The sequence below is a fragment of the Kocuria sp. U4B genome, from assembly GCF_054875615.1.
In genome coordinates, this window is record NZ_CM142180.1 from 3,205,686 (window position 1) to 3,218,892 (window position 13,207).

At 75.8% G+C, this 13,207-nt stretch carries 14 protein-coding genes, 4 tRNA genes and 1 riboswitch; of the genes, 17 read left to right on the top strand and 1 reads right to left on the bottom strand.

The window, feature by feature from the left end:
* Positions 1 to 3 precede the first annotated feature (3 nt).
* Positions 4 to 1,059: a cell division protein ZapE gene (gene zapE, locus ACYSMR_RS14960; protein ID WP_251332459.1), complete on the top strand. Its 1,056-nt coding sequence runs from the start codon at positions 4 to 6 to the stop codon at positions 1,057 to 1,059.
* Positions 1,060 to 1,237: 178 nt separating this feature from the next.
* Here the strand turns inward: zapE and ACYSMR_RS14965 are convergent.
* A tRNA-Val gene (locus ACYSMR_RS14965) sits at positions 1,238 to 1,309 on the bottom strand.
* Between the two features lie 404 nt (positions 1,310 to 1,713).
* On the opposite strand from ACYSMR_RS14965, the gene ACYSMR_RS14970 reads away from it, so the two are divergent.
* The 16 genes from ACYSMR_RS14970 (at position 1,714) to hisF (ending at position 13,118) form a co-directional block, all read left to right on the top strand.
* A tRNA-Gly gene (locus tag ACYSMR_RS14970) sits at positions 1,714 to 1,786 on the top strand.
* Between the two features lie 60 nt (positions 1,787 to 1,846).
* Positions 1,847 to 1,917: transfer RNA gene (locus ACYSMR_RS14975), tRNA-Cys, on the top strand.
* A 51-nt stretch (positions 1,918 to 1,968) separates the two neighbouring features.
* Positions 1,969 to 2,043, top strand: a tRNA-Val gene (locus ACYSMR_RS14980).
* Between the two features lie 154 nt (positions 2,044 to 2,197).
* Entirely contained in the window at positions 2,198 to 3,067 is an 870-nt protein-coding gene (locus ACYSMR_RS14985) for a cytochrome (protein ID WP_461746247.1), read from the top strand.
* 65 nt (positions 3,068 to 3,132) lie between these two features.
* Positions 3,133 to 3,717 carry a peptide deformylase gene (def, locus tag ACYSMR_RS14990; protein WP_461746249.1) on the top strand — a complete coding sequence of 195 codons (585 nt, stop codon included), beginning with the start codon at positions 3,133 to 3,135 and terminating at the stop codon, positions 3,715 to 3,717.
* A 41-nt stretch (positions 3,718 to 3,758) separates the two neighbouring features.
* Complete coding sequence (gene fmt, locus ACYSMR_RS14995; protein ID WP_461746251.1) at positions 3,759 to 4,682, top strand: methionyl-tRNA formyltransferase; 924 nt, start codon at positions 3,759 to 3,761, stop codon at positions 4,680 to 4,682.
* Positions 4,679 to 6,268 carry an RsmB/NOP family class I SAM-dependent RNA methyltransferase gene (locus ACYSMR_RS15000; protein WP_461746253.1) on the top strand — a complete coding sequence of 530 codons (1,590 nt, stop codon included), beginning with the start codon at positions 4,679 to 4,681 and terminating at the stop codon, positions 6,266 to 6,268. The genes fmt and ACYSMR_RS15000 overlap by 4 nt, the downstream gene beginning before the upstream one ends.
* A 33-nt stretch (positions 6,269 to 6,301) precedes the next feature.
* Entirely contained in the window at positions 6,302 to 6,961 is a 660-nt protein-coding gene (gene rpe, locus ACYSMR_RS15005; protein ID WP_251332454.1) for a ribulose-phosphate 3-epimerase, read from the top strand.
* 71 nt (positions 6,962 to 7,032) lie between these two features.
* Positions 7,033 to 7,196, top strand: a riboswitch (FMN riboswitch).
* A 106-nt stretch (positions 7,197 to 7,302) separates the two neighbouring features.
* The gene (ribD, locus tag ACYSMR_RS15010; protein WP_309125461.1) at positions 7,303 to 8,361 is read left to right on the top strand and encodes a bifunctional diaminohydroxyphosphoribosylaminopyrimidine deaminase/5-amino-6-(5-phosphoribosylamino)uracil reductase RibD; all 1,059 of its coding nucleotides are present in this window, start codon (positions 7,303 to 7,305) and stop codon (positions 8,359 to 8,361) included.
* 96 nt (positions 8,362 to 8,457) lie between these two features.
* Entirely contained in the window at positions 8,458 to 9,159 is a 702-nt protein-coding gene (locus tag ACYSMR_RS15015) for a riboflavin synthase (protein ID WP_461746256.1), read from the top strand.
* Complete coding sequence (ribB, locus tag ACYSMR_RS15020; protein WP_251332451.1) at positions 9,159 to 9,824, top strand: 3,4-dihydroxy-2-butanone-4-phosphate synthase; 666 nt, start codon at positions 9,159 to 9,161, stop codon at positions 9,822 to 9,824. The genes ACYSMR_RS15015 and ribB overlap by 1 nt, the downstream gene beginning before the upstream one ends.
* On the top strand, positions 9,821 to 10,576 hold the full coding sequence (locus ACYSMR_RS15025; RefSeq protein ID WP_461746258.1) for a GTP cyclohydrolase II: 756 nt from the start codon (positions 9,821 to 9,823) through the stop codon (positions 10,574 to 10,576). The genes ribB and ACYSMR_RS15025 overlap by 4 nt, the downstream gene beginning before the upstream one ends.
* Positions 10,573 to 11,052: a 6,7-dimethyl-8-ribityllumazine synthase gene (gene ribH / locus ACYSMR_RS15030; RefSeq protein WP_309125459.1), complete on the top strand. Its 480-nt coding sequence runs from the start codon at positions 10,573 to 10,575 to the stop codon at positions 11,050 to 11,052. The genes ACYSMR_RS15025 and ribH overlap by 4 nt, the downstream gene beginning before the upstream one ends.
* A 72-nt stretch (positions 11,053 to 11,124) precedes the next feature.
* Positions 11,125 to 11,388, top strand: a complete 264-nt coding sequence (locus ACYSMR_RS15035) for a phosphoribosyl-ATP diphosphatase (protein ID WP_251332448.1) — start codon at positions 11,125 to 11,127, stop codon at positions 11,386 to 11,388.
* Between the two features lie 80 nt (positions 11,389 to 11,468).
* Positions 11,469 to 12,314, top strand: a complete 846-nt coding sequence (gene hisG / locus ACYSMR_RS15040) for an ATP phosphoribosyltransferase (protein ID WP_461746260.1) — start codon at positions 11,469 to 11,471, stop codon at positions 12,312 to 12,314.
* Between the two features lie 39 nt (positions 12,315 to 12,353).
* Positions 12,354 to 13,118 carry an imidazole glycerol phosphate synthase subunit HisF gene (gene hisF, locus ACYSMR_RS15045; RefSeq protein ID WP_309125458.1) on the top strand — a complete coding sequence of 255 codons (765 nt, stop codon included), beginning with the start codon at positions 12,354 to 12,356 and terminating at the stop codon, positions 13,116 to 13,118.
* Positions 13,119 to 13,207: the final 89 nt, after the last annotated feature.

Consider the following 13,207-nt stretch of genomic DNA (forward strand, 5'->3'; position numbering starts at 1 on the left):
CCCGTGAGCATCCAGATCGAACACCTCACCGACCGCCGGCCCAACGTGTCGGCGGATGAACTGCTGGCGGGCTTCCGGCCGTCCGAGCGCTTCGGGGAGGTCTCGTTCGACACCTACCGGCCCGACCCCCAGCAGCCCTCCCAGGCGCAGGCCGTGCAGAAGCTGCGGACGTTCGCGGAGTCCGTCGGCCGCACCGGCTCCGGCGGCGGCTTCTTCGCGAAGCTCTTCGGCGGGGGCGGCGGGGCCGCCGTGCGCACCGGCATCTACCTGGACGGCGGCTTCGGCGTGGGCAAGACCCACCTGCTGGCCTCCCTGTGGCACGCCGTGCCCGGGCCCAAGGCGTTCGGGACCTTCGTGGAGTACACCAACCTCGTGGGCGCCCTGACGTTCCGCAAGGCGGTGGACGCGCTGAGCTCCTACCAGCTGGTGTGCATCGACGAGTTCGAGCTCGACGACCCGGGGGACACGGTGCTGATGTCGCGGCTGATGCGGGAGCTCTCCGACGCCGGGGTGCGGATCGCGGCGACGTCCAACACCCTGCCGGGCTCCCTCGGGGAGGGCCGCTTCGCCGCCCAGGACTTCCAGCGGGAGATCCAGGTGCTCGCCGACCAGTTCGAGGTCCAGCGCATCGACGGCGAGGACTTCCGCCACCGCGGCCTGCCGCAGGCGCCCGCGCCGCTGTCCGAGGAGGAGCTCGAGCGCGCCGTCGAGGAACGCTACGCGGGCCGCGTCGTGGCCGCCGACGACTTCGCCGCCCTCGTGGAGCACCTCGCGACCGTGCACCCCTCCCGCTACCGCAAGCTCATCGACGGGATCGACGCCGTGGTGTGGCGCGACGTGCACACCATCGAGCAGCAGGCCGTGGCGCTGCGCTTCGTGGTGCTCGCGGACCGGCTCTACGACAAGAACCTCCCGATCATCGCCTCGGGCCGGCCCTTCGACCAGGTCTTCACCGCCGAGATGATGGCCGGCGGCTACCAGAAAAAGTACTTCCGCGCCGTCTCGCGCCTGACCGCCCTCGCCCGCGAGGGGATCCTCGGGGACGTCTCCGCCGCCTGACCCCGGCGCCTGACCCCGGCGCCCCGCCCGGCTGCCCGCCCCGGGGCGCCGGGACGACGACGGCCCCGCCGCCCTCCCACGGAGGGCGGCGGGGCCGTCGTCGTGGTGGGGGCCCGGGATCCGGGCCCGGAACGAGACGAGGACCCCGGCTGGTCAGCCGGGGTCCTCTCGGTGCTCGTGCGCGATACTGGGATCGAACCAGTGACCTCTTCGGTGTGAACGAAGCGCGCTACCGCTGCGCCAATCGCGCTCACTGCTCGAAAACCATAACCCACATCCGCCCCGGGGGCCAATTCGCCGCCGGGGCGGTCCGGACGGGCTCCACGGGGCGCCCCGTGGGCCGGCCGTCCACGGGGCGGGGAGGGCGGGAAGGGCGTTCCCGGGCAGGGTCGCGGCCCCGCCCGTCCGGCTCCCGGCCACGGCCGGACGGGGCCGGGAGGGGCCGGGCGGGCGATTTGGCGTTTCCGAAAACGTTCCCGTACAGTCTTCACCTGTCAGGAACACCGACGGGTTCCGGCGGGACGGAGCGGCCGCGAGGCGCTCCGCACCGAGGAGGCCGTCGACTGCCGCACGCCCCCTCCCGGCGGAGACGCCGGGGAAAACGGCTGTGATAGAGTTCCAACTCGGAAGATCGAGAGATCGGCCGACAGACATGCGGACGTAGCTCAGCTGGTAGAGCACCACCTTGCCATGGTGGATGTCGCGGGTTCGACTCCCGTCGTCCGCTCGCAGTGATCGACATCGTAGATGTCGTGACCAACGGCCCTGTCCGTGAGGACCAGGTCCCGGTGGGGTGGCCGAGTGGTTAGGCAGCGGCCTGCAAAGCCGTCAACGCGGGTTCGAATCCCGTCTCCACCTCGGTGCACACCCCACCTCGCTTGCCGACCTCCCCGGAGGTCGAACGGTCAAGCGCGATTGGCGCAGCGGTAGCGCGCTTCCCTGACACGGAAGAGGTCACTGGTTCGATCCCAGTATCGCGCACCAGCACGAAGGCCCCGGCTCACCGAGCCGGGGCCTTCGTCGTGCCCGGGCTCCGCCGCGGCGGCCGGCCGCCTGTCCGAGGGAGCCGGTAGCGTGCGGGCCAGCGCCCCGGGGACCGGGGACGGCACCCCGGACCCACGGAGAGGCAGCGAGCAGCGTGACACAGCCCAGGCTGGCGGAACAGACCGAGTACGGACGGATGTACGCGAGGTCCACCTCCGAGCAGGCGACCGTGCCCTCCATCACCACGGTCCTCTCGCGGGCGGCCACCGACCTGGACGGCTGGTACGGCTACTCCGCGGCGCAGGCGGCCGTGCGGGACGAGCGGCTGCGCGCGGCCCTCGGCTCGCCCGCGCAGCTGCGCGCCGTGGTCCGGGACGCGGCGAAGGCCGCCGAGCGGCACCGGGACGACGCCGCCGCCCGCGGGGACCGCGTGCACACCTACGCCGAGCAGATCGCCCTGCGCGCGCTGGGCCGGCCCCACCGGGCGGCCGACGCGCGGGCCGCGCTCGCCGAGCACGGCGAGGAGCGCTTCGCCTCCCGCTTCGACGAGTGGTGGGACCTCTACGCCCCCGAGCCGCTCGCGGTGGAGGTCACCGTGTGGAACTCCACGGTCGGCTACGCCGGCACCCTCGACCTCGTGGCCCGGATCGCCGGCAAGGTGTGCCTGATCGACTACAAGACCAAGGGCACGGACCGCGACGGGCGGGTCAAGCCCCTCGACCCCAAGGTCGTCACCCAGCTGGTCGCCGGGCTCAAGGCCGAGGAGTCCCTCGTGGACGCCGAGGCCGGCAGCTGGGAGCCGTGGGCCTACGGGAACGCGGACCTGCTGCTGGGCGTCGCGATCGGGGAGACGGAGGTCGTGCCCGTCCAGGCCGTGCCGGCCGTGCTCGAGGCGCACTGGTACAAGTTCTGCGCCCTGCACCGGGTGTGGACGCAGGAGACGGCCCTCGCCGCGGCCGGGCCCGCGCTGCGCCCCGTGCCGCCGCCCCCCCTGGGGGAGCGCCCGCCGGCCCCGCCCGCCTGACCCGCGGCGTGCCCGCCCCCGCCGGGCGGACCGTAGACTTGGGAGGTCGAGAGCGAGGTCCCACCATGCCCATCCTGCCCATCCGCACCATCGGGGACCCCGTCCTGCGCACCCGCGCGGCGGAGGTCACCGTGTTCGACGACGCCCTGCGCCGCCTCGTCGCGGACATGCACGAGACGATGCTGGACGTCGGCGGCGTGGGCCTGGCCGCGCCCCAGGTGGGCGTGAGCCTGCGCGTGTTCACGTGGGCCGTGGAGGGCGCCGAGGGCCACGTGGTCAACCCCCTGCTCGAGGTGGGCGAGGAGCCGCAGGAGGGCGGGGAGGGCTGCCTGTCCGTGCCCGGGCTGGGCTTCGAGACGCCGCGGCGCCACTGGGCCCGCGTCACCGGGGTCGACCAGCACGGCGCGCCGGTGGTCGTGGAGGGCGCCGGGCTGCTCGCGCGCTGCCTGCAGCACGAGACCGACCACCTCGACGGGCGCCTCTACGTCGACCGGCTCGAGGGCGAGGCCCGCCGGGAGGCGCTGCGCGCCCTGCGCGCCGCCGACTACAACGGGGTCGTCAGCGGGGTGGCCGGCCGGCGCGCCACGAGCGTGGGCTCGTCCTTCGGCGCCGGCTCGTCCTTCGGGGCGGGCGCCCCGTCCGGCGCCTGACCCCCGCCCCCCGCCCGTCCGGCAAGATTCCCAGGAGAGCCGTGAAGATCCTCTACGCCGGCACGCCGTCCGTCGCCGTGCCGCCCCTCGTCCACCTGGCCGAGCGCCCCGACGTCGAGATCGCGGCCGTGCTCACCCGCACCGACGCCCCCGTGGGCCGCCGGAGGGTGCTCACGCCCTCGCCGGTGGCGGAGGAGGCCGAGCGGCGGGGCCTGCCCGTGCTCAGGGCCAACCGCGTGGACGCGGAGCTGACCGAGCGGATCCGCGGGCTGGGCGCCGACGTCGCCGCCGTCGTGGCCTACGGCGCCCTCGTCCCGCAGGCCGCGCTCGACGCCGTGCCCCACGGCTGGATCAACCTGCACTTCTCGCTGCTGCCGCAGTGGCGCGGCGCCGCCCCGGTCCAGCGCGCCCTCATGGCGGGGGACACCGTGGTCGGGGCCAGCACCTTCCTGCTCGAGGCCGGCCTCGACACCGGGCCGGTGCTCGGCACCCTGACCGACGAGGTCCGTCCCGACGACACCGCCGGGACGGTCCTGGACCGGCTCGCCCGCTCGGGGTCCCCGCTGCTGGCGGAGTCCCTGCGCGCCGTCGTCGACGGCACCGCCCGGCCGGTCCCGCAGGAGGGCGAGGTCAGCCTCGCCCCCAAGCTCACGGGCGAGGACGGCCGCGTCCGGTGGACGGAGCCGGCCGTGGCCGTGGCCCACCGCGTGCGGGGGGTGACCCCGGAACCGGGGGCGTGGACCGTGCTCGACGGGCAGCGGTTCAAGCTCGACCGGGTCCTCGCCCGGCCGGACCACCGGGACCTGGCCCCCGGGCAGTGCGTGCTGCGCGGCGGGGCGGTGCTCGTGGGCACCGGCTCCTACGCCGTGGAGCTCACCCGGGTGCAGCCGGCCGGGAAGAGAACGATGGACGCCGCCGCGTGGGCGCGCGGCCGGAACACCGACACAGGAGTGGTCTTCGAGTGAGCGAGCGCAACGACCGGCAGCACGGCGAGCGGCGGGGCGGGCGCCCCGAGCGCGACCGCCGGCAGGAGGGCCCGCGCCGCAACGCCAAGGGCCACGAGCGCAACCGGCGCGCGCAGGCGGAGCGCTCCTACTCCTCCTCGGCGCCGGGGCGCCGCACCCGCCGGGCGGACCCCGCCCGGCTCGCCGCCTTCGAGACCCTGCGGGCCGTGTCCGAGGAGGGCGCCTACGGCAACCTCGTGCTGCCGAAGCTGATCCGCGCCCACCGCCTGGACCGGCGGGACGCCGGGTTCGCCACCGAGCTCGCCTACGGGGCGCTGCGCTGGCAGGGCACGTACGACGCCGTGCTCGCCCGCTGCGTCGACCGGCCCCTGGCCGACCTCGACGGCGCGGTCCTCGACGCCCTGCGCCTGGGCGTCCACCAGCTGCTGGCCATGCGCGTGCCCGACCACGCAGCCCTCGACCAGACGGTCGGGCTCGTCCGCGCCGAGATCGGCGCGGGACCCGGCGGGCTCGTCAACGCGGTGCTGCGCAAGGTCGCGGCCAGGGACCTCGCGGCCTGGGTCACGCAGCTGACCGCCGACGCCCCCGACGACGCCGCGCGCCTCGGCCTCGCCCACGCCCACCCGGCCTGGGAGGTCCGCGCGCTGCGCCAGGCGCTGACCGCCCACGGCCGGGACGCCGCCGAGCTCGAGGCCCTGCTGGCGGCGGACAACGCCGCGCCGGTGGTCAACCTCGTGGCCCTGCCCGGGCTGGGCGAGCTGGCCGAGGCCCTCGAGACCGGGGCGGAGCCCGGTCCGCTCGTCCCCGGCTCCGCGCTGAGCAGCGGCGGGGACCTGCACCGGCTCGACTCCGTGCGCGGGGGCGGCGTGCGCGTCCAGGACGCCGGCTCCCAGCTCGTGGCCCGCGCCCTGGTGACGGCCGGGGAGCAGGACACCGCGGGCGAGCGCTGGCTCGACCTGTGCGCCGGACCCGGCGGCAAGGCGGCGCTGCTCGCCGCCCTCGCCGCCGGATCCGGCGCCCACCTGACCGCCAACGAGGTCGCCCCGCACCGGGCCGAGCTCGTCCGCCAGGCCCTGCGCCCCGTGCCCCGGCGGGCGTGGACGGTGCGCACCGGCGACGGGCGGGACGCCGCCGAGCTGCTCGGCGGCCGGCCCGCCGCGGAGGCGGGCTTCCACCGGGTGCTCGTGGACGCCCCCTGCACCGGCCTCGGCGCGCTGCGCCGCCGCCCGGAGTCCCGCTGGCGGCGCACCCCCCGGGACCTCGCCGAGCTGGGCCCGCTGCAGCGCGAGCTGCTCCGGGCCGCGCTGGACGTCACGCGCCCCGGCGGGCTGGTCGCCTACGCGACCTGCTCCCCGCACGCCGCCGAGACGCTGGCCGTGGTCCAGGACGTGCTCGCCGGGCGCGACGACGCCGAGCTCGTCGACGCGCTCGGCCCCGCCCGCGGCGCGGCCCTGCCCGGCGCGCTCGACGGGGACCGGGACCCGTCCCGCCCCTGGGAGGGCGCGTCCGGTCCCGCGACCGTCCAGCTGTGGCCGCACGTCCACGGCACCGACGCCATGTTCCTGGCCCTGCTGCGCAAGCACTGACGCCCCGACCCGACCGCCACCTCAGGAGCCCCCGTGTCCCGCACCTGCATCCACCCCTCGATCCTCTCCGCCGACTTCGTCAACCTCGAGGGCGAGCTGCGCCGGATCGCCACCGCCGACGCCGTGCACGTGGACGTCATGGACAACCACTTCGTCCCCAACCTCACGCTGGGCCTGCCCGTGGTGGAGCGGGTCCTCGCCGTGAGCCCGGTGCCGCTGGACGTCCACCTGATGGTCGAGGACGCGGACCGGTGGGCCACGGCCTACGCCGAGCTCGGCTGCGAGTCCGTCACCTTCCACGCCGAGGCGGCCCGCGCCCCGCTGCGGCTCGCCCGCGAGCTGCGCGCCCACGGGGCCCGCGCCGGGCTGGCCCTGCGCCCGGCGACCCCGGTGGAGCCCTACCTCGACCTGCTCCCGGAGCTGGACATGCTGCTGGTGATGACCGTCGAACCGGGCTTCGGCGGGCAGGCGTTCCTGGACGTGACGCTGCCGAAGATCCGCCGTGCCGCCGAGGCGATCCGCGCGGGCGGCGGCCGCGTGGCGCTGCAGGTGGACGGCGGGATCACCGCGGAGACCATCGTGCGCGCGGCGGAGGCGGGGGCCGACACCTTCGTGGCCGGCTCGGCCGTCTACGGCGCCGGGGACCCCGAGGCCGCCATCGCCGCGCTGCGCGCCGCCGCCCACCAGGGCTGAGGCCCTCCGGTCAGGCCCGCCGGGACGCTGCCGCCCGGCCGCGCGGCGCTGTGTCATAATCGGGACAACAACAACGTGTTCCGGGGTCGGTGCAAGTCCGAACCGGCGGTCACAGTCCGCGAACCGGACGACGACGTTCCTGCAGGCGCCCCGCGCCCGCCGGGGCCCGGCGTCCGGCCGAACCGGTGGAACTCCGGTACCGACAGTCACAGTCTGGATGGAAGGCAACACGTTCAACGGCCCTCGTGGCGCGCCCGCACGGACGCGCCACCGCGCCGCCGGGTCCCGGCGGCGTCACCGTTGTCCTGCGCCCCGGTTCCGACCCGGGAAAGGACGGCGCGATGGACCCGCAGCGCGAGCCCGGCGGCGACGCCGAGCGGTCGGTCATGCGGACCGCCCTGCACGCGGCCGCCCGCGGCCCCCGCGGGGCCAACCCCCTGGTGGGCGCCGTCCTCGTCGACGCCTCCGGGCGGATCCTGCACGTCGGCCACCACCGCGGGGCCGGCACCCCCCACGCCGAGGTCGACGTGCTCGACCGGGCCGCGTCCGCCGGCACCGACCTGCGCGGCACCACGATGTACGTGACCCTGGAGCCCTGCAACCACTGGGGCCGGACCGGACCGTGCGCCGAGGCCATCGCCGAGGCCGGGGTGCCCCGGGTGGTCTTCGGCGCCCCCGACCGCACGGCCGCCGCCTCCGGCGGGGCCGCCACGATGCGCGCCGCCGGGCTCGACGTGCGCTCCGGGCTGCTCGCCGAGGAGGCGGAGCGGCTCAACGACCGCTGGGGCGAGACCATGCGCGCCCAGCGCCCGTTCGTGACGCTCAAGGTCGCCCAGTCCCTCGACGCCCGGATCGCGGCCGCCGACGGGACCAGCCAGTGGATCACGTCGCCGTCGGCGCGCGAGCACGGCCACGACGTCCGCGCCCGCGCGGACGCGGTGCTCGTGGGCACCGGCACCGTCCTCGCCGACGACCCCCGGCTCACCGCCCGCACCGGGGACGGCGGCGCCGTCGCCCGCCAGCCCCTGCGCGTGGCCATGGGCCTGCGCCCCGTCCCGGCCCGCGCCGCGATGCGCGGGGCCGACGGCCGCTTCCGGCACGTGGCCACCCACGACCCCCACTCCGCCCTGGCCGAGCTCTACGACGCCGGGGTGCGCCACGTGCTCGTCGAGGGCGGGGCCACCGTCGGCGCGGCCTTCCTGCGGGCGGGCCTCGTCGACGAGCTCAGCCTCTACCAGGCCCCGCTGCTGCTGGGCGCGGGCCGGCCGGCGTTCGAGGAGCTCGGCGTCGGCACCCTCGCCGACGCCGTCCGCTGGCGGCTCGACCCCGCCGGCGGCGGGCCCGTGCAGCAGCTGGGCCCGGACCTATGGATCCACCTGCGGCCGACCCCCGCGGCCTGAGCCGTCCCGCGGTTCACGGCGCAGCCGAGGCACCAGCAGCAGAAGCACCAGCAGCAGAAGACCCCGAAGACGCAGAGGAAGCAGAGGAAGAAGCCGATGTTCACAGGAATCGTCGCCGGGCAGGGCACCGTCCGCTCGGTCGAGACCCGGCCCGACGGCACGAGCGCCCGCCTGCTCGTCGACGCCGGCCCGCTCGTCGCCGACCTGCCGCACGGCGGCTCCCTGGCCGTGAACGGGGTCTGCCTCACCGCCACGCGCACCGGGGAGATCGGCGCCGGGCAGTTCCTCGCCGACGTCATCGGCGAGACGCTCGCCCGGACGAACCTCGGGGCCCTGGCCGCGGGCGACCCCGTCAACCTGGAGCGGTGCGTGCCCGCCGGCGGCCGGCTGGACGGCCACGTGGTCCAGGGCCACGTGGACGGCACCGGCACGGTGGCCGAGCGCGAGGACCTCGGCGAGTGGGAGCGCGTGCGGATGGCCCTGCCCGCCGAGCTCGCCCCGTTCCTCGCGGAGAAGGGCTCCGTGGCCGTCGACGGGGTGTCCCTCACCGTGACCGCCGTCAGCGCGCCGGGCGCGGAGCAGCCCTGGTTCGAGGTCGGGCTGATCCCCGCGACCCTCGCCGAGACCACCCTCGGGCGCCGCCCGGTGGGCTCGAGCGTCAACCTCGAGGTCGACGTCCTGGCCAAGTACGCCCAGCGCCTGCTGGCCTTCGCCCGGCTCGACGCCGGCGCGGCGGCGTCCCCCGCAGCATCGACGGCCGCGTCCACGGCCGCGTCCACGGCAGCAGAAGGAGCATGATGCGCACCAGCAGCACCCACGAGGACGCCGGCGCGGCCGGGGCGGAGCAGATCCGCCTCGACCCGGTCGCGGCGGCCGTCGCGGCGGTGGCGCGCGGCGCCGCGGTCGTCGTCGTCGACGACGCGGACCGCGAGAACGAGGGCGACATCGTCTTCGCCGCCCGGCACGCCACCCCGGAGCTCATGGGCTTCACCGTCCGGCACACCTCCGGGGTCGTGTGCGTGCCCCTGACCGGCGAGCGGGCGGACGCGATGCGGCTGCCGCCGATGGTCGCCGTCAACGAGGACGCCAAGGGCACCGCCTACACCGTCACGTGCGACGCCCGGGAGGGCGTGAGCACGGGCATCAGCGCCGCGGACCGCGCGCTCACGGCCCGGGTGCTCGCCGACCCGCAGGCCGGGCCCGGGGACATCACCCGGCCCGGGCACGTGCTGCCGCTGCGCGCCGCCGAGGGCGGGGTCGCCGCCCGGCGCGGGCACACCGAGGCGGCCGTCGAGCTGTGCTCCCTCGCAGGCCTCGAGCCCGTGGGCGTCATCGCCGAGCTCGTCCACGACGACGGGTCGATGATGCGCCTGCCGGCGCTCCGCGCGTTCGCCGACCGCCACGGGATGCCCCTGGTGAGCATCGAGGACCTGGTGGTGCACCTGCGGGAGCCGCGCCCATGACCCCCTCCGCCGCCCTGGTCGGCACCGAGCCCGTCGTGGTGCCCACGCCCGAGGGCCGGTTCGAGGTGGTGGGCTGGCAGCTGCCGGGCGGGCCGGGCGAGGTCGTCGCCGAGCACCTGAGCCTCACCGCGCCGCCCCCCGCCGGCTCCCCGGCGGGCGCGCCGCCCCTCGTGCGGCTGCACTCGGAGTGCCTCACGGGCGACGTCTTCGGCTCCTTCCGCTGCGACTGCGGACCCCAGCTGCACCTGGCGCTGCGCCGGATCGCCGCCGACGGCGGGACCCTGCTGTACCTGCGCAACCACGAGGGCCGCGGCATCGGCCTCGTCAACAAGCTGCGCGCGTACAAGCTCCAGGACGGGGGAGCGGACACCGTCGAGGCCAACGAGCTGCTCGGCCTGCCCGCCGACGCCCGGGACTACACCGCGGCCGCGGCGATCCTGCACCGGCTCGGGCTCACCCGGATCCGGCTGCTGTCCAACAACCCCGCCAAGGCGGAGCACCTCGCGGACCTGGGCATCGAGGTGACCGAGATGGTCCCCAACGAGGTCCCGGCCCGCCCGGAGAACCACGACTACCTCGCCACCAAGCGCGACCGGATGCGCCACCGGCTGCGCCACGTGGACGACGCCGCCGGCGGGATCACCGACAGCGACAGCTTCAACGACGAGACCGCGTTCCACGAGACCGCGTTCCACGAGACCACGTTCCACCAGACCACGCCCCTCGAGAGCACAGGAGAGAGCACCCCATGAGCGGACACGGAGCCCCCGACATCGACCTCAGCACCGCCGACGCGGCCGGCCTGCGCGTCGCCGTCGTCGCCTCGAGCTGGCACACGGTGATCATGGACGGGCTGCTCGACGGCACCCGCCGCGCGCTCGCCGACGCCGGGGTGGCGGACCCGACGGTCGTGCGGGTGCCCGGCAGCTTCGAGCTGCCCGTGACCGCGGCGCGGCTCGCCCCGACCGTCGACGCCGTGGTGGCGCTCGGCGTCGTGATCCGCGGCGGGACCCCGCACTTCGACTACGTGTGCTCCGCCGCCACCCAGGGCCTCACGGACGTCGCCGTGCGCACCGGCGTGCCGGTGGGCTTCGGTGTGCTGACCTGTGACACCGAGCAGCAGGGCCTCGACCGGGCGGGCCTGGAGGGCTCCCACGAGGACAAGGGCTACGAGGCCGCGGCCGCCGCTGTGCAGACCGCGCTGCTGCTGCGCGCCCTGCAGGTCTGACCGGCCGCCCCGGACGGCGCCCGCGCGCGGCGCCGTCCGGGGCGGCCGCGCCGACCCATTACCCTGGGAGGCGTGAAAACCTTCGAGACCCTCTTCGCCGAGATCAGCGACAAAGCCGTGACCCGACCGGAAGGCTCCGGCACCGTGCGGGAGCTCGACACCGGGGTCCACGGGATCGGCAAGAAGATCGTCGAGGAGGCCGCCGAGGTCTGGATGGCGTGCGAGTACGAGACCCCGGAGCAGGCCGCCGAGGAGATCTCGCAGCTGCTCTACCACCTGCAGGTCATGATGGTCGCCAAGGGCCTGCGCCTCGAGGACGTCTACACCCACCTCTGAGCGCCCCGCCGCCTCCGCACCCCGCTCCCACCGGGACGCTCCTGCCGGAGCGCCTCCCCTCGAAGCCGAGAAGGATCCCCATGCTGCGTGTCGCAGTGCCCAACAAGGGCGCCCTGTCCGAAGCCGCCGTCACCATGCTCAAGGAGGCCGGGTACCGGCAGCGCCGCGACTCGCGCGAACTGGTCCTCGTGGACCCCGAGCACCACATCGAGTTCTTCTACCTGCGCCCCCGCGACATCGCGGTGTACGTGGGCGGCGGGACCCTCGACGTCGGCATCACCGGACGCGACCTGCTCCTGGACTCCGGCGCCCACGCGGACGAGGACCTGCCGCTGAGCTTCGCCCGCTCCACGTTCCGCTTCGCGGGCCCCGCGGGCGAGTTCAGCTCGATCGCCCAGCTCAAGGGCAAGCGGATCGCGACGAGCTACGACGGGCTGCTGCGCGACTACCTCGCCGAGCGCGGCGTCGGCGCGTCCGTGGTCCGCCTCGACGGCGCCGTCGAGTCCTCCATCCGGCTGGGCGTGGCCGACGCGATCGCCGACGTCGTGGAGACCGGCAACACCCTGCGCGCCGCGGGCCTGCAGGTCTTCGGCGAGCCCATCATGACCTCCGAGGCGCTGCTCATCCGCCGCCGCACCGCCGAGGAGCCCGAGGGCCTGGCCGTGCTGCGCCGGCGCCTGCAGGGCGTGCTCGTGGCCCGGCAGTACGTGCTGATGGACTACGACGTCGCCGAGGACCTCGTCGACGCCGCCACCCGGATCACCCCCGGCATGGAGGGCCCGACCATCGCCCGGCTGGGCCGCGGCAACGGCTGTGCCGTGCGCGCCATGGTCCCGAAGGCGGAGACCAACAAGGTCATGGACGCCCTCTACGAGATCGGTGCCCGCGCGATCCTGGTCTCCCCGATCCAGGCCGCCCGGATCTGACCCCGTCCCCCACCCGCCGCAGCCGAGGAGGTCCCGCCCGTGGGCGTTGCCGTACGTGTCATCCCCTGCCTGGACGTCGACGCCGGTCGCGTCGTCAAGGGCGTCAACTTCGAGAACCTGCGCGACGCCGGCGACCCCGTGGAGCTCGCCAAGCGCTACAACGAGGCGGGCGCCGACGAGCTGACGTTCCTCGACGTCACCGCGTCCTCGGCCGCGCGGGAGACCACCTTCGACGTCGTCACCCGCACCGCCGAGCAGGTCTTCATCCCGCTCACGGTGGGCGGCGGCGTCCGCGCGGTCGCCGACGTCGACCGGCTGCTGCGCTGCGGCGCGGACAAGACCTCCATCAACACCGCCGCGGTCTCCCGCCCGGAGGTCATCGACGAGATCACCGGGCACTTCGGCAGCCAGGTGCTCGTCCTGTCCCTCGACGCCCGCCGCACCGGGAACACCCCCTCCGGCTTCGAGGTCACCACCCACGGGGGGCGCACGCTCACCGGCCTCGACGCCCTGGAGTGGGCCCGCGAGGCCGAGGACCGCGGCGTGGGGGAGATCCTGCTCAACTCCATGGACGCCGACGGCACCCGGGAGGGCTTCGACCTCGAGATGATCTCCGCCGTGCGGCAGCGGGTGCACGTGCCCCTGATCGCCTCCGGCGGGGCCGGGGCGCCCGAGCACTTCCCGCCCGCCGTGGCCGCGGGCGCCGACGCCGTGCTGGCCGCCTCGATCTTCCACTTCGGGCCGGTGCACGCGATCGCCGAGGTCAAGGACGCCCTGCGCGCGGCCGGCTACGAGGTCCGCTGAGCCGCTCGCACCCCGGCGGCGGTGCGGGCGCGGCCCGTGCACGGCGGCCGGGCCTTCGTGACGGCCCACGGCGGCGACCCGGCGCCGGG